General features: G+C 76.9%; 1 protein-coding gene and 2 pseudogenes. All 3 read left to right on the forward strand.

Annotated features, from left to right (window positions below; all coding sequences use genetic code 11):
* Positions 1 to 47 precede the first annotated feature (47 nt).
* Entirely contained in the window at positions 48 to 12,986 is a 12,939-nt protein-coding gene (locus DMP17_RS30435) for an SDR family NAD(P)-dependent oxidoreductase (RefSeq protein WP_337831312.1), read from the forward strand.
* Between the two features lie 20 nt (positions 12,987 to 13,006).
* Positions 13,007 to 17,644 (forward strand): annotated as a pseudogene (locus DMP17_RS30440) (SDR family NAD(P)-dependent oxidoreductase); the annotation flags it as partial.
* A gap of 252 nt (positions 17,645 to 17,896) precedes the next feature.
* Positions 17,897 to 18,163, forward strand: a pseudogene (locus DMP17_RS46520) (acyl carrier protein); the annotation flags it as partial.
* Position 18,164 lies beyond the last annotated feature (1 nt).

An 18,164-nucleotide genomic window follows, 5' to 3' on the forward strand; every position in this document is an offset into this window, starting at 1 on the left:
GACACCGCAGAGACGAGCCGCCGCGGCGGCCGGAGAGAACGAGGACCATGCGAAGCGATCTGATCCGCCCGCTGCCGGAGACCCTGCTGGCGCACGCGGCGGAGTCCGGCACCACCGTCGCTTTCCGGGACGCGCGCCGCGCGGTCACCTACGCCGAGCTCGAGGCCCGCACGGCGCGGCTCGCCGGGCACCTGGCGTCGGGCGGGGTGGGCCGCGGTGACCGGGTGGCGATCCTGCTGGGCAACGCGGTCGAGGTGATCGAGGGCTACCTCGCCGCGACCCGGGCGGCTGCAGTGGGTGTCCCGCTGAACCCGCAGGTCAGCGCGAGCGAGCTCGACCACCTGCTCGGGGACAGCGGAGCGCGGGTCGTCGTGACCGACCGGGCGCGGGCAGCCCTCGTGCGCCGCATCGCAGCGCGCGACGTCCGGGTCCTGGTGACGGGGGAGGGGCGGCTCCCCGACGGCACGGAGTCCTTCGAGGCGCTCGCCCGGACCGCGCCCGCGGTGTCCGCCCGCGACGACCTCGACCTCGACGAGCCGGCGTGGATGCTCTACACCTCCGGGACGACCGGGCTGCCGAAGGGCGTGCTCTCGACCCAGCGCAACGCCCTCTGGTCCGTCGCGTCCTGCTACGTGCCGATCCCCGGACTCTCGGCCGAGGACCGGGTGCTCTGGCCACTGCCGCTGTTCCACAGCCTGTCCCACATCGCGGGCTTCCTCGCCGTGGTCTCGGTGGGGGCCACCTCCCGCATCCTGGACGGGTTCGCCGCCGACGAGGTCCTCGCCGCTCTGCGGGAGGACCGAACCACCTTCCTGGCCGGCGTCCCGACCGTCTACCACCACCTGGTCGCGGCGGCTCGCGACACCGGCTTCACCGCTCCGGACCTGCGCATCGGGCTCGTCGGTGGCGCCGTGACCACCGCCGCGCTGCGGGCCGACGTCGAGGAGATCTTCGGCGTGCCGCTGCTCGACGCCTACGGCAGCACCGAGACCTGCGGCTCCATCGCCATGGTCCGGCCGGACGGACCACGGGTCGACGGCTCGTGCGGGCAGCCGGTGCCCGGGCTGGAGGTCCGGCTGGTCGACACGACGACGGGTGCGGACACCGCGACCGGCGCGGAGGGCGAGGTGTGGGTGCGCGGGCCCAGCGTCGCGGTGGGCTACCACCGCCGGCCCGAGGAGACCGCAGCGGCGTTCGGCGGCGGGTGGTACCGCACCGGCGACCTGGCCACACAGGACGGAGCCGGGTTCCTGACGGTCACCGGCCGGATCAAGGAGCTGATCATCCGGGGTGGGGAGAACATCCACCCCGTCGAGGTCGAGACCGTGCTGCGGCGCGGTGCCGGTGTCCGGGACGTGGCCGTCGGCGGCCGCCCGCACCCCGTGCTGGGCGAGGTCCCCGTCGCCTACGTGGTGCCAGGGCCGGACGGTCGCGACGGCCTCGACCCGGGCGCCCTCCTCGCGGCCTGCCGCACCGAGCTGTCGCCGTTCAAGGTGCCCGAGGAGATCCGACTGATCGCCGAGATCCCGCGCACCGCGTCGGGAAAGGTGACCCGCCACCTGCTCCTCGAGCGGCCCTCCCGGCTGGTCGCGACCGGTGCGAGCCACCACGAGCACCTCCTGCGCGTCGAGGACGGGCGCCTGGTCCGCGTGCCCGCCGGCGACACCGGCCCGGCGGCCCGGATCGCCGATCCCGTGCTGGTCACGGGCGCGGACTCGGCCGTGGCCGCGGCGGTCGCCACCCACCTCGTCGGTGCGCACGGGGTGCGCGAGGTCGTGCTGCTCAGCGACTGGGGCCAGGCCGACGGCGCCGGGCCGCTCGCCGAGGAGCTGCGCCGCCAGGGCGCCCGGGTCGTCGTCGTGGCCGGCTCGCCGAATGACCCCGAGCTGGTGCGCGTCGCCGTCGGCGCCGCGGGCGGTCGGTTCGGCACCGTCGTCCAGACACACCCGACCGCCGACCCGGGGCGGGTCGCGGCGGTCCTGGTGGACGTCGCGGCCTCGGCACCGGAGACGACCCTCGTGGTCCTGACCGCGCTGGCCCCGGGTGACGGCTACGGCACCGCAGGGGCCGCTCGCGCCCTGTCCGAGTGGGCGGCGGCCCGGCGTGGTGGCGGACTCCCCACCACGGTGCTCGCGGTGGGGCCGACGGCTCTCGACCCCACCGTCCTCGACACCCTTCCCGACACGGCACCCGGCCTCGGGGCGACCGTGCCGCTGGAGCCGGCGGAGCTGCTGTCGGCCTTCGACGCCGCCCTCGACCAGCCCCCCGGCGACTCGGTGATCCTGCGGCTCGACGAGCGCGCGGCGGCGGAGGTGCCCACACTGCGCCACCTCGTCGTCGAGCAGACGGGCCCGGGTTCGGGTGAGGGCCGGGCCCGGCTCGACGGGCTCACCGCGGCCGAACGGCGCCGGACGCTGGTCGGGGCCGTGCGCTCGGCCGCGGCCGAGCTCCTCGGCGTGCGCGACCCCGCCGACCTGCGCCCCGACCGGCCGTTCCGGGAACTCGGCCTGAGCTCGCTCGCCGCGGTCCGGCTGCGGACCGTCCTGGCCGCGCACTTCGGTGTCACCCTGTCCGCGACGGCGGCCTTCGACCACCCGACCCCGGACGCACTCGCCGACCACCTCGACGAGGTGCTGCGCGGCGGTCGCACCTCCTCCGTGGCGGTCCGGGAGCGGACGGCCGCGCCCGGCGAGCCCATCGCGATCGTGGCCGCGAGCTGCCGTCTGCCCGGTGGTGTGACCTCGCCCGAGGACCTCTGGCGGCTCGTCGCGGAGGAACGCGACGCGATCGGCGACTTCCCGGTCGACCGGGGCTGGGACGTCGAGGGCCTCTACGACCCCGAGCCCGGCCGTCCCGGGCGCACCTCGGTCCGACGCGGCGGGTTCCTCTACGACGTCGCCGACTTCGACGCGGACCTCTTCGGCATCTCCCCGCGCGAGGCCGCCGCGGCCGACCCCCAGCAGCGGTTGCTCCTGGAGCTGGCCTGGGAGGCCTTCGAACGCGCGGGGGTGGACCCGCGGTCGCTGCGTGGTGCCGACGTCGGCACCTTCACCGGCGTCATGCACCACGACTACGCGAGCCGCCACGACCAGGTCCCCGACGAGGTGGCGGGCTACCTCGGGATCGGGACGGCGGGCAGCGTCGCCTCGGGGCGGATCGCCTACACGCTGGGGCTGGAGGGGCCCGCGATCACGGTGGACACCGCGTGCTCGTCGTCGCTGGTCGCGCTGCACCTGGCGGTGCAGTCGCTGCGCAGCGGCGAGAGCACGCTGGCCCTGGCGGGCGGGGCGGCCGTGATGGCGACCCCGGGTGTCTTCCTGGAGTTCTCCCGGCAGCGCGCGCTCGCCCCGGACGGACGGTGCAAGGCCTTCGCCGACACCGCGGACGGGACGGGCTGGTCCGAGGGGGCCGGGCTGCTGCTGCTCGAGCGGCTGTCCGACGCGCGCAGGCTGGGCCATCCGGTGCTGGCCGTGGTGCGCGGCACCGCGGTCAACCAGGACGGCGCGTCGAACGGGCTGACCGCGCCGAGCGGCCCGTCGCAGGAGCGGGTGATCCGTGCGGCCTGGGCCGACGCCGGTCTCTCCGGGGCCGACGTCGACCTCGTGGAGGCCCACGGGACGGGGACGACGCTGGGCGACCCGATCGAGGCCCAGGCGCTGCTGGCCACCTACGGCCGGGAGCGGACGGCGGACCGGCCGCTGCACCTCGGCTCGCTGAAGTCGAACATCGGGCACACCCAGGCGGCCGCGGGCGTCGCCGGGATCATCAAGGTGATCGGTGCGCTGCACGCGGGGACGCTGCCCCGCACCCTCCACGTCGACCGGCCGTCCGCACAGGTGGACTGGACGAGTGGAGCCGTCGAGCTGCTCACCGAGGCTCGGCGGTGGACCGCGGCGACCGGGCCCCGGCGCGCCGCGGTGTCGTCGTTCGGGGTCAGCGGGACGAACGCGCACGTGATCGTCGAGGAGGCGCTCGACCCTGCGGTGGTGTCCGCGCCGCGGGTGGCACCTGCCGCCGTCCCCTGGATCGTCACCGGGCGGGGCGACGCGGCTCGGGAGGCGTTCGCGTCCCGGCTGCGGGCCGCGCTGGACACCGAGGACGCGGCCGGGAAGGAGCACACGCTCGCCGATGTCGGGTGGTCGCTGGCCACCGCGCGCGCGACGCTGGACCATCGCGGGGTCGTGGTCGCCTCCACCACGGGGGAGGCGCTGGCCGGGCTCGACGAGCTCGCCTCGGGCGCGCCCGCCGCGGTGGTCACCGGGGTCGCGGACGTCGCGGGCCGGACCGTGTTCGTGTTCCCCGGGCAGGGTGCGCAGTGGGTGGGGATGGGCACGGAGCTGGCCGAGTCCTCCCCGGTGTTCGCCGAGGCCGTCGACGAGGTCGCGGCCGCGCTGGCGCCGCTCGTCGACTGGGACCTGTGGGCGGTCCTGCGGTCCGAGCCGGGCGCACCGTCGCTGGAGAGGGTGGACGTGCTGCAGCCGGCGTCCTTCGCGGTGGGGGTCGGCCTGGCCCGGCTCTGGGGAGAGTTCGGGATCGTGCCGGACGCCGTCGTCGGGCACTCCCAGGGTGAGGTCGTCGCCGCGCACGTGGCCGGGGTGCTCGGCCTGGCCGACGCCGTGGAGGTCGTGGTCGCGCGCAGCCGTGCGATCGCCTCGGGGCCGGCGGGTCACGGGGGGATGCTCGCCGTCTCGCTCGCCGAGGACGAGGCGGTGGCCCGGGCGAGGGGCCGCGTCGAGCTCGCCGCGGTCAACGGACCCTCCGCGGTCGTGCTCGCGGGAGAGCGGACCGCCGTCGCGGACCTGGCCGCCGAGCTGGAGGCCGACGGTGTCCGGGCCCGGGTGATCCCGGTGGACTACGCGTCGCACACCGCGGCGGTCGACCCGACCCGGCCGGAGATCCTCACCGCGCTGGCCGGCATCCGGCCCGGCCGGGCCCGGATCCCGTTCTGGTCCACCGTGGAGGACGGGTGGGTCTCCGGCGAGGAGCTCGACGCCGGCTATTGGTTCCGCAACCTCCGCAGGCCGGTCCGCTTCGGTGCGGCCGTGGACGGGCTGGTGGGCGCCGGGTTCGCCGCGTTCGTCGAGGTGAGCCCGCACCCCGTGCTGACCTACCCGATCGAGGCGGGCCTGGAGCGCCTCGACGTCGCCCGTGCCGTCGTCACCGGCACCCTGCGCCGCGACGACGGCGGCCTCGGCCGGTTCCTGCGATCGGCGGCGGCGCTGTTCGTGCGGGGGCTGCCGGTCGACTGGGCGCCGGTCTTCGCGGGGACGGGTGCGGTGCGCGTCGACCTGCCCACCTACCCGTTCCAGCGGGAGCGGTTCTGGCTCGGGTCGACGGCGCCCGCCGGGGTGGCGGCGGCCGGGATCGAGGCGGCGGACCACCCGCTGCTCGACGCCGTGGTCCCCCTCGCGGGCCGCGACGCGAGCCTGGCCGTCTCGCGGCTCTCCGTCCGGGACCATCCCTGGCTCGCCGACCACGTGGTCGACGGCGCGGTCCTGCTGCCCGGCACGGCGCTGCTCGACGCGGTGGCCGCGCTCGCCGACCGGCTGGGCGCACCCGTGGTCGAGGAGCTCACGGTCTCCGCACCGATCGTCGTCCCCGCCGCGGGGGCGATCGACCTGCAGGTCGAGGTCGGCCCGGAGGAGGGTGGACGGCGCGCGGTGGCCGTGCACGTGCGGTCGCGGCCGGAGGAGCCGTGGGCCGAGCACGCCACCGGCACCCTCCTGGCCGACACACCCGCGCCGCGCGCGGAGACGACCGCCTGGCCGCCGGCGGGGGAGCCGGTCGAGGTCGCCGGGCTCTACGAGCGGCTGACCGTCGACTACGGGCCGGGCTTCCACGCGGTGCGCGCCGTGTGGCGCGACGACGAGCGGGTGCACGCCGAGATCACCCTGCCCGACGCGGTCGACGCCGCGGGCTACGGCCTCCACCCGGCGCTCCTCGACGCCGCCCTGCACCCGGTGCCGGTGACCGACCTGCTCGACGCCGGCCGGGGCGCGCGGCTGGCCTTCTCGTGGGCAGGCGTCCGCCGGTACGCCACGGGAGACCGGACACTGCACGTCACCCTCGTGCCCGCCGGGCCGGATGCGATCTCGCTCCGTGCGACCGACCCGTCCGGCGCCCCGGTGCTGGAGGTCGACCGGCTCGTCCTGCGGCCGGTCCCGGCGGCACGCGACGACTCGCTGTTCGAGATCGCCTGGGTGGTGGCACCCGGCGGTGACGATCCCGGCGAGCTGCGGCTCATGGCCCCGGACGAGGACCCGGCGGGCCCGGGGACCCCGGTCCTGGTGCCGGGGACCGGCCCGGTCGGGCCGAGCGTGCCGGAACGGGCGCGTGCCGCGGGGCTCGGTGCGCTGACGGCGCTGGCGAGGTGGCTGGGCGACGAGTCCGTGACCGACGTCGTCGTCGCCGTGCAGGCCGGTGACCCGGCGGGGGACGTCGTCGCCGGGCTCGTGCGCTCCGCGCAGTCCGAGCACCCCGGCCGGATCCGCCTGCTGGAGCTGGACCGGGTCGACGAGGCGGCCGTCCGGACCGGCCTCGCCGTCGACGGCGACGAACCGCGGGTCGCCGTCCGGGACGGGATCGCCCTCGTGCCGCGCATGCGCCGGGTGCAGGTGCCGGACGCCCGTCCGGCCTGCCTCGCGGGCGGCGCGGTGCTGGTGACCGGGGCGACCGGCGGGCTGGGTCGGCTGGTCGCCCGGCACCTGGTGACCGCACACGGGGTGTCCGAGCTGGTCCTCGTGACCCGCTCCGGAGTGCCGGACGCACAGCGCGAGGAGCTGGTCCGCGCCGGTGCCTCGGTGCACGTGGTGGCCGGCGACGCGGCGGACCGCGCGGTCCTCGCGGAGGCCCTGGAGCTCGTCGGGGACCGGCTCGTCGGCGTGGTGCACGCCGCGGGGATCGTCTCCGACGGTGTCCTCGCCGCCCTCGACGCGCAGCGGTGGGACCGGGTCGTGCGCACGAAGGCGGACGCGGCCTGGCACCTGCACGAGCTGACCGCCGGTCGGGACCTGGCGGCGTTCGTCCTGTTCTCGTCGGCGGCGTCGACCTTCGGCGGGGCGGGACAGGCCAACTACGCGGCGGGCAACGCGTTCCTGGAGAGCCTCGCGGCCAGGCGCCACGCCGCCGGGCAGCCCGCGACCGCGCTCGCCTGGGGTCTGTGGGAGCAGCAGGCGGGGATGGGCGGCCGGCTCGCCGAGGCCGATCTCGCCCGGATGGCCCGGGTCGGCACCGTGGCGCTGTCCGACGAGGAGGGTCTCGCGCTGTTCGACCGGGCCCTGGCAGGTGACGCGCCCACACTGGTGCCGATCCGGCTCGACCTGGCCGCGGTGCGCGCCTCCGGCGAGGTGCCCGCGCTCCTGCGCGAGCTGGCCCCCCGCCGGGCGACCGTGCCGAGGACGGAAGGCCTGGCCGGACGCATCGCCGGTCTCCCCGAGAAGGAGCGGGCCGCCGCCGTCCTCGACGAGGTCCGGACCCACGTCGCGGACGTCCTCGGCCACGGTGCGGCGACGGCGGTCGACGCCGCGCGCGCGTTCAAGGACCTCGGGTTCGACTCGCTCACCGGGGTGGAGCTGCGCAACCGGCTCACCGCGAGCACGGGCGTGCGGCTCCCGGCCACCGTGGTGTTCGACCATCCGACCCCGGAGGCGCTGGCCGCGCACCTGCTGACCGAGCTCGTCGGCCTGCGACGTGGCGTGCCCACCGCGCCGACGCGTCGCGTCGCGACCCCGGACGACGACGCGGTCGCGATCGTCGCCGCGGGCTGCCGGTTCCCCGGCGGCATCACCTCCCCCGACGCGCTCTGGCGGTTCGTCGAGGCCGGGGGCGACGCCATCGGTCCCTTCCCCACCGACCGCGGCTGGGACCTGGACGCGGTGTTCGCGGCCGATCCCGACCGCGCGGGCACGACGTACGTCCGAGCGGGCGGCTTCCTCGACGACGTCGCCGGGTTCGACGCCGAGTTCTTCGGCATCAACCCGCGCGAGGCACTGGCGATGGACCCGCAGCAGCGGCTGCTGCTGGAGGTGTCCTGGGAGACCCTGGAGCGGGCGGGCATCGACCCGGCCGGGCTGCGCGGCGGCCCCACCGGCGTGTTCGTCGGCACCCACGGTCAGGACTACGGCACGGGTGACCAGCGCGGCGCGGGGGCCGACGAGGGCTACCTGGTGACCGGCAACGCGGGCAGCGTGCTGTCCGGCCGGATCGCCTACGCGCTCGGCCTGGAGGGGCCTGCTCTCACCGTCGACACGGCCTGCTCGTCGTCGCTGGTGGCGCTGCACCTGGCCACCCGCGCGCTGGCCGCGGGCGAGGTCTCGCTGGCGCTGGCGGGCGGGGTGTCGATCATGTCGACGCCCGACGGCATCGTCGGGTTCTTCCGGCAGCGCGGGCTGGCCGAGGACGGGCGCTGCAAGGCGTTCGCCGAGGGTGCCGACGGCTTCGGGATGGCCGAGGGAGTGGGGGTGCTGCTGCTCGAGCGGCTCTCCGACGCGCGCAGGCTCGGCCATCCCGTGCTGGCGGTGGTGCGCGGCAGCGCGGTGAACCAGGACGGCGCGTCGAATGGGCTGACGGCCCCGAACGGACCGTCCCAGGAGCGGGTCATCCGGGCCGCCTGGGCGGACGCCGGCCTGGCCGCGGCGGACGTCGACGTCGTCGAGGCGCACGGGACCGGCACCGCGCTCGGCGATCCGATCGAGGCCCAGGCGCTGCTCGCCACCTACGGCCGGGACCGTGCGGACGCGGCACCGCTGCTGATCGGGTCGGTCAAGTCGAACATCGGCCACACCCAGGCCGCCGCCGGTGTCGCGGGCGTCATCAAGATCGTCGAGTCGCTGCGGCACGGCCGGTTGCCCGCGACCGCGCACGTCGACCGGCCGTCGTCGCACGTGGACTGGACGAGCGGAGCCGCGGAGCTGCTGACCGCGCCACGGGAGTGGCCCGCGGGGGAGCGGACGCGGCGGGCGGGGGTGTCGGCCTTCGGGGTCAGCGGCACCAACGCGCACGTGATCCTGGAGGAGCCGCCGGCCCCCGAGACACCCGAGACACCCGAGGCTCCCGAGCCGGTCGAGGAGCGGCCCGCCGCGACGCCGGTGCCCTGGCTGGTGTCGGGGCGGACCGAGCAGGCGTTGGCCGCGCAGCAGGCGCGGCTCGCGGACCTCCTCGACGAGCGTCCCGACCTCGCCCCCGCGGACGTCGCGCTGTCGCTGGGCCTGCGGTCGGCGTTCCACCACCGCGCGGTGGTCCTGGCGGCCACCCGCGAGGACGGGGTCGCCGGGCTGCGGTCGGGCGCCCAGGTCCTCACCGGGGAGGCCGACGTGACGGGCAAGCGGGTGTTCGTCTTCCCCGGCCAGGGCACGCAGTGGGTGGGCATGGGCGTGGAGCTCGCCGCGGCGTCGCCGGTGTTCGCCGCGGCACTGGACGAGGTGGCCGAGGCGCTCGCCCGGTACGTGGACTGGGACCTGTGGGCGGTGCTGCGCTCCGAGCCGGGAGCGCCGTCACTGGACCGGGTCGACGTGGTGCAGCCGGCGTCGTTCGCCGTCGGGATCGCTCTCGCGGGGCTCTGGCGTTCGCTCGGGGTGGAGCCCGACGCCGTCGTCGGGCACTCGCAGGGCGAGGTCGCCGCCGCGTACGTGGCCGGGGCGCTCACCCTGGACGACGCCGTGCGGGTCGTGGCGCTGCGCAGCCGGGTCATCGCGCAGCGGCTCGCCGGCCGCGGCGGCATGGTCTCCGTCGGTCTCCCCGCCGCCGACGCGGCCGAGCGGCTGCGGGCCTGGCCCGAGCTCGAGACCGCCGCGGTCAACGGCCCGGGCTCCGTCGTGGTGGCAGGTCCTCCGCAGGCCCTGGACGAGGTGGTCGCGGTGCTCGACGCCGACGGTGTCCGGGTGCGCCGGATCCCGGTCGACTACGCCTCGCACACCTCGGCGGTCGAGGCGGTCGAGGCCGACCTCGCCGCGGCACTGGCCGGGCTCGCCCCCCGGGCGGGCTCGGTGCCGATCTGGTCCGGCGTGGACGGTGGCTGGGTCTCCGGCGAGGCCCTCGACGCGGCCTACTGGTACCGCAACCTGCGCAGCCCGGTCCGCTTCGGGGAGGCCGTCGCCGGGCTGGTCGAGGCAGGGCACCGGGCGTTCGTCGAGGTCAGCGCCCACCCGGTGCTCACCTTCGACGTCGCCCAGGAGCTCGACCTCCACGACCAGCCGACGGTGGTGACCGGCACCCTCCGGCGCGACGACGGCGGTCCGGCGCGGTTCCTCGCCGCCACCGCGGCACTCGCGGTCCGCGGGATCGGCGTCGACTGGTCCCCCCTGATCGAGGGCGCCCGGCCCGTCGCACTCCCCACCTATGCGTTCCAGCACCAGAGGTTCTGGCTGGACGCGGTGCCCGGCGGTGTCGGTGACGTGCGCACCGCCGGCCTCGACCCCGTGGAGCACCCCCTGCTCGGCGCGGTCGTCGGTCTGCCAGGGGCGGGCGGTGCGGTGGCGACCGGTCGGGTCTCGCTCGCGACCCACCCGTGGCTGGCCGACCACGCGGTCACCGGCACGGTCCTCGTGCCCGGTGCCGCGATCCTGGAGCTCGTCGCGCGGGTCGCCGACGAGGCCGGCCTGGCCGCCGTCGACGAGCTGGTGGTGGAGGCCCCACTGCTGCTGCCGGAACGCGGTGCCCTGCAGCTGCGGGTGACCGTGACGGCCGACGGCGGGATCGAGCTGCACGCCCGGACCGAGGACACCGGGCCCGACGGCGTATGGACGCGCCACGCCCGCGGCCGGGCGGTCACGGAGCCGTCCCCGGCGCCGGCGGACCAGGGCACGGTGCCCACGCAGTGGCCGCCCGGCGACGCCGAGCCCGTCGAGCTGGACGAGTTCTACCCGCGGCAGGCGCAGGCAGGGCTGGAGTACGGGCCGGCGTTCCGGGGCCTGCGGGCGGCGTGGCGGCGCGGCACCGAGGTGTTCGCCGAGGTCGCGCTCCCGCCGGAGCTGCGGGGCAGCTCCTTCGGGTTGCACCCGGCGCTGTTCGACGCCGCCCTCCAGTCGGCGAACCTGGGGGCCGCTCCCCAGGCCGGATCCGACGAGGTGCTGCTGCCCTTCGCATGGCACGGGTTCGCGCTGCGGCGGACCGGCGCGACCACGCTGCGGGTGTACGCCGCACCGAGCGCCGACGGCGTGCAGGTGAGTGTCGCGGACCCGACGGGCGCACCCGTGGCGTCGTTGCGGTCGCTGGTCCTGCGGCCCGCGCCGCGGGCCGGCCTGACACCGCGGGCCGGGGCGCTGTACCGCACCGAGTGGGTGCCCGTCACGGCGTCCGGCCGTGGTGACACGCCGCCCGTGCTGGACCTGAGGCCGGGCGCGGTCGGGACCGTCCTGGACCGGGTGCGGGCACTCACCGGGTCCGCCCTCGCCGGTGTCCAGACCCACCTCGCCTCCGCCGCGGCGGAGCCCCTGGTCGTCCTGACCGGTGGCAGCGACGACCCCGCGGCCGCGGCCGTCTGGGGACTCGTCCGGTCCGCGCAGACCGAGCACCCCGGACGGTTGGTCCTCGTCGACACCGACCAGCCGGAACCGCCCCTGACCACCCTGGTCGGGGCGGGTGAGCCCCAGCTGCGCCTCCGCGACGGGCAGCTCGCGGCGCCCAGGCTCGTCCCGGTGCCGTCCGCGCCTGCCACCCGGGGGTTCGGCGCGGGCACCGTGCTCGTCACCGGAGGCACCGGAACCCTGGGCGGCCTGGTCGCCCGGCACCTGGTCACCGACCACGGGGTGCGACGGCTGCTGCTCACGAGCCGCAGCGGGCCCGGTGCGCCCGGCGCCCGGGAGCTCCGGTCGGAGCTCGTGGCGCTGGGTGCGGAGGTGTCCCTCGTCGCCGCCGATGTCGGGGACCGGGCACAGGTCGCCGCGCTGCTCGATGCCGCGCCGGATCTGACGGGTGTGGTGCACACCGCGGGAGTGCTCGACGACGGTGTGGTCGAGAGCCTCACCCCGGCTCGGCTCGACACCGTGCTCCGTGCCAAGGCGGACGCCGCATGGCACCTGCACGAGCTGACCGAGGGTCGGGACCTCGCCGCCTTCGTGCTCTTCTCCTCCGGGGCGGGCACCTTCGGCAGCGCGGGCCAGGCGAACTACGCGGCCGCCAACGGCTTCCTCGACGGGCTCGCCCGACGGCGGGCGGCCGCCGGGCTCCCCGCCCTCTCGCTGGCGTGGGGGTTCTGGGAGCAGGCCAGCGCGCTCACCGGTGAGCTCGGCGACGCCGGGCGGGCCAGGTTGGCGCGCGGCGGCGAGGCCGGGCTGTCGAACGGGGAAGGCCTCGCCCTCCTGGACGCCGGCCTGGTCGCGGGGGAGGCCGCACTGGTCGCGACGGCGCTGGACCTCGGCGCGGTCCGGCGACTCCCGGACGTCCAGCCCCTGCTTCGGGGGCTCGTCCGAGCCCCACGACCGACCCGCCACGCGGCACCCGAGGGCGGTGACACCCCGGTGGACCTGCGGACCCGGCTCGCGGGCCTGGAGCCCGCGGCCAGGGGGCGTGCCGTGCTGGACCTCGTCCGTGGCCTGGCCGCGGACGTGCTGGGCCACGACGGGCCGGCGGCGGTGCGGCCCGGCCGGGCCTTCACCGACATCGGCATCGACTCGCTCACGGCTGTGGAGCTGCGCAACCGGATCGCCGCGGCCACCGGCGAACGCCTTCCGGCCACGGCGGCGTTCGACCACCCGAACCCGGCCGCCCTCGCCGCCGTGCTCCGGGAGCGCCTCGGGGTCGACACAGGGTCCGAGGCAGGGGCCGACGCGGGGCCGGACGCAGGGTCCGCCCCGCCGCCGGACCCGGCCCTCGCCGAGCTCGACCGGCTGGAAAGGGCGCTGGCAGCGGCCGACGGCGGCGTCCGGGAGCAGGTCGGGCTCCGGCTCGCCGAGCTGGCCCGCTCCTGGGCCGGGCGCACCGGTCCGGACGTCGAGACCGACACCGACGACGAACTCTTCGCGCTCCTCGATCAGGAACTGGGACGGTAGCGATGGCGGACGACGACAAGCTGCGCGAGTACCTCAAGGCCACGCTCGGCGAGCTGCGCCGGACGCGGGCCCGGCTGCAGGAGCTGGAGGACGCGCGCTCCGAGCCGATCGCGGTCGTGTCGGGCGCCTGCCGGCTGCCCGGCGGGGTGCGCACCCCGGAGGACCTGTGGCGGCTGGTGGCCGAGGGCCGCGACGCGATCGCGCCCTTCCCGGTCGACCGCGGCTGGCCGCTGGACGCGCTGTTCGACGACGACGCCGACCGGGTCGGCACCACCTACGCCACTGAGGGCGGATTCCTCGACGAGGCGGGCGGCTTCGACGCGGCGCTGTTCGGCATCTCCCCACGCGAGGCACTGGCGATCGACCCCCAGCAGCGGCAGCTGCTGGAACTGGCCTGGGAGGCCTTCGAACGGGGGCGGATCGACCCGACCTCGCTCCGCGGCGCCCCGGTCGGCGTCTACGCGGGCCTGATGTACCACGACTACGCGGCGAACCGGATCACGCTGCCGGAGGGACTGGAGGGCTACTTCGGGATCGGCAACTCGGGCAGCGTCGCCTCGGGCCGGATCTCCTACACCCTGGGCCTGCAGGGTCCGGCGCTCACCGTGGACACGGCGTGCTCGTCGTCGCTGGTGGCGGTCCACCTCGCGGTTCGGTCCCTGCGCTCGGGGGAGACCGACCTCGCGCTCGCCGGTGGCGCCGCGATCATGGGCACCCCCGAGGTGTTCGTGGACTTCGCCCGCCAGCGCGGCCTGGCCCGCGACGGGCGCTGCAAGGCGTTCGCCGACGGCGCGGACGGCACCGGCCTGGCCGAGGGCGCCGGGCTCCTGCTGCTGGAGCGCCTCTCCGACGCCCGCCGCCACGGCCACCCGGTGCTCGCGGTGATCCGCGGGACCGCGGTCAACCAGGACGGGGCCTCGGCCGGGCTCACGGCACCGAACGGTCCGTCGCAGGAGCGGGTCATCCGCGCCGCGCTGACCGACGCGGGCCTGACCACCGCCGACGTCGACCTGGTCGAGGCGCACGGCACGGGCACACCGCTCGGGGACCCGATCGAGGCCCAGGCCGTCCTCGCCACCTACGGGCAGGGCCGCAGCCCGCGGCGGCCCGTCCACCTGGGCTCGGTCAAGTCCAACCTCGGCCACACCCAGGCCGCGGCGGGGGTCGCCGGGATCCTGAAGGTGATCGGCGCGCTGCGCCACCGGACGCTGCCCAGGACCCTGCACGCCGAGACGCCGACGTCGAAGGTCGACTGGTCCGACGGCGACGTGGCGCTGCTCACCGACAACAGGGACTGGGCCTCGCCGGACGGGCCCCGTCGGGCGGCAGTGTCCTCGTTCGGGGTGAGCGGGACGAACGCGCACGTGGTGCTCGAGGAGGTGACGCCCGAGGAGGTGCCCCGCACGGCACCGACGGGCGCGCCGGTGCCGCTCGCGATCTCCGGGCGATCCGCTGCGGCACTGCGGGCCCAGGCGGAACGCCTGCTCGCCGTCGGCGACCGGGACCCGCGCGCCCTCGGGTTCGGCCTCGCGACCACCCGGGCCGCTCTCGACGAGCGCGCGGTCGTGGTCGCGGCGCGCGCCGAGCGGACCGCCTCCGGCCTGCGCGCGCTCGCCGGCTCCCGGCCCGCGGCGAACCTGGTGACCGGCCGCGCGGACATCGACGGTCGTACGGTCCTGGTCTTCCCCGGTCAGGGTGCCCAGTGGTCCGGGATGGGCGCTGCGTTGCTGGACGAGTCTCCCGTGTTCGCCCACGCCTTCGGCGAGGCGGCCGCGGCCCTGGCCGAGCTGGTCGACTGGGACCCGGTGGCCCAGGTGCGGGCGGTGCCCGGACCGACCCGGGTCGACGTCGTCCAACCGCTGTCCTTCGCCGTGGCCGTGGGGCTGGCCGCGCTGTGGCGGGCCCACGGCGTGGTGCCGGACGCGGTCGTCGGCCACTCCCAGGGCGAGATCGCCGCGGCGTACGTGGCGGGCGTCCTGTCCCTGTCGGACGCGGCCCGGGTCGTCGTCGCGCGCAGTCGTGCCATCGCCGCGGGCCCGGCCGGGGGCGGCGGGATGCTGGCGGTCGGACTGCCCGAGGCGCTGGCGCGGAACCGGGCCGCGGGGCGGGCCGAGGTCGCCGCGGTGAACGGACCCTCGTCGGTGGTGCTCGCGGGCGAGCGGGCGGCCCTCGACGACCTGGCCATCGAACTCGACGCGGCGGGGGTGCGGGTCCGTCGCATCCCGGTCGACTACGCCTCGCACACCGCCGCGGTGGACCACACCGAGACGGAGATCCTGCGGGCTCTCGACGGGCTGCGACCGGGGCGGCCGCTCGTGCCCTTCTACTCCACGGTCGATGGGCGTTGGGTGCGGCCGGGCGAGCTCGACGGCGACTACTGGTACCGGAACCTGCGCCGGACCGTCCGGTTCGCCGAGGCGGTCGAGGCACTGGTCGCGGACGGGCACCGGGCGTTCGTCGAGGTCAGTCCGCACGCCGTGCTGACCGGCGCGATCGAGGAGGCGCTCGACGCGGCGGGCGAGCCGTCGGTGGTGACCGGGACGCTGCGCCGCGACGACGGCGGCCTCGACCGGTTCCTCGCCTCGGCCGCACAGCTCTGGATCCGTGGGGTCCCGGTGGACCTGCGGCCCGCGTTCGGTGCCGAACCCCCCGGGCCGGTCGACCTCCCCACCTACCCGTTCCGTCACGAGCGGTACTGGCTGCGCCCCGGCGACGGCCGGAACCTCCACCACCCCCTGCTCGACGCCGTGGTCTCGCTGCCCGAGACCGGTGGCGCGGTCGGATCGGGGGTCCTCTCCCTGTCCCGGCACCCCTGGCTGGCCGATCATGCGGTCGAGGGCCGGGTCCTGCTCCCCGCCACCGGGCTGCTGGAGCTCGTGCTGCCCGCAGCCGAGGAGTCCGGGTCCCCAGTCGTGGAGGAGCTGCTGGTCGAGGAGCCGCTGACGCTGCCGGACCGCGGCGCGGTCGAGGTCCGGGTGACCGTGGGCGAGGTCGACGGCACGGGCAGGCGTCCGGTCGGCGTCCATGCCCGACGACAGGACGGCCCGGACGACTGGACCCGCCACGCCCGCGGCTACCTCGGTGTCGGCGAGCACCCGGCCGGACAGGTCCTCGCGGACCCCGGGGAGGTGATCGCGCTCGACGCCTTCTACACCGACCTCGGTGACCGGGGGTACGGGTACGGCCCCGCCTTCCGCGGTCTGCGAGCGGCGTGGCGGACGACCGACGCGGACGAGATCGTCGTCGACGTCGCCCTGCCCGCGGAGGCGGTGACCGACGGTCCCCCGTTCGTCGTGCACCCTGCGCTGCTCGACGCGGCCCTGCAGGCCACCAGCCTCGTGCGGCCCGCCGAGGCCCGCCGTCGGTTGCTCCCCTTCGCCTGGGAGGGCGTGCGGGTACACGCGACCGGGGCCACCGCCCTGCGGGTGCGCGTGCGGCGGCTCGGCCAGGACGTCTTCGCACTCGTGGCCACGGACCCGGCGGGCGGGCTCGTGGCGACGGTCGAGGCGCTGACACTGCGGCCCGCCGCGGAGGCGACCCTGCGGCCCGCCGCGGAGGCGGGACCGGCCCCGGTCGACGACCTGTACCGGGTCGTGTGGCGTCCGCTCGTCCTGGCAGGCGCGTCGGCCACGGACCTGCCGCCCGTCGTCGACCTCACCGCCGCGGACCCGGGAGCACCGCCCGCCGCCGCCCGGGCCGCCGCGACGACCGTGCTCGACGCGCTGCGCGCCGTCGAGGGTCCGGTGGTCGTCGTGACCGGCGCGGACCTCGACGACCCGGTCACCGGGGGCGTGTGGGGCCTGGTGCGCACCGCGCAGTCGGAGGAGCCCGGCCGGATCACGCTGGTCGCCGCCGCGGACGCCGCGGACCCCCTGCTGCCCGCCGTCGTCGCGTCGGGGGAGCCGCAGGTGCTGCTCCGCGCAGGCGAGGCCTTCGTGCCCCGGCTCGCCCGCGCGTCCGCCGGAGGCACCGGTCGCCCGTGGGACCCCGACGGGACGGTGCTGATCACCGGCGGCACGGGCACCCTCGGAACCGCCGTGGCCCGGCACGTCGCCCGCACCCGTGGCGTCCGGCACCTCGTGCTCGTCGGCCGCACCGCGACGGAGGACCCCGCGCTGCGGGCCGAGCTGGCCGAGATCGGCACGCAGGTGCGGTTCGCCGCGGCCGACGTCGCCGACCGGGCGGCACTGGCGGCCGTGCTCGCCGCGGTCCCCGCAGGCCATCCGCTGACGGCGGTGGTCCACGCGGCGGGTGTGCTCGACGACGGCGTGCTGACCGCACTGACTCCCGAGCGGGTGGACGCGGTGTTCCGGCCCAAGGTCGACGGCGCCTGGAACCTGCACGAGCTGACCCGGGACGCCGACCTGGCGGACCTGGTGCTGTTCTCCTCGGGCGCCGGCACGTTCGGCACCCCGGGGCAGGGGAACTACGCGGCGGCCAACGGGTTCCTCGACGGGCTCGCCGCCCTGCGCCGCGCCGCGGACCTCCCCGCCGTCTCGCTGGCCTGGGGGCTGTGGTCGGAGACCAGCGGCCTCACGGCCGGGGCGGACCGCCGCCGGCTCGACCGCGCGGGGCTGCGCGGGCTCTCGACGGAGGAGGCGCTCGCGCTCTTCGACGCGGGCCTGGGCGGTGCGGACCCGGTGGTGCTGCCGACCCGTTTCGACGTCGCGGCCCTGCGCGGACAGGCAGCGGACGGGACGTTGCCCGTCCTTCTGAGAGACCTCGTCCGGGCCCCGCGCCCCACCGCCCCCACGGGCGCCGCCGGGACGCCGTCCGCACCCCCGGTGTCGCTGCGGGACCGACTCTCGGAGCGGACCGACGCCGACCGGGTGCGCGAGCTCGTCGAGCTGGTCCGCAGGCAGACCGCGGCGGTGCTCGGCCACGCCGACATCGACGCCGTGGCCGCCACCCAGGCCTTCCGTGAGGCCGGGTTCGACTCGCTCGCCGCCGTCGAACTGCGCAACCGGCTGGCCGCCGCGGCCGGGGTGCCACTGCCCGCGACGGTGGTCTTCGACCATCCGACGCCCACGGCGCTCGCCCGGCGGCTACGCGACGAGCTGTGGGGCGAGCCCGCACCGGACGTGCCGGCGGCCGCGGCGCCGGGCGAGATCGACCTCATCGAGTCCATGCAGGTCGACGACCTGATCGCACGAGCGTTGGGAGGTGCCGGCCGATGAC

This window comes from Pseudonocardia sp. TMWB2A (genome assembly GCF_017312135.1).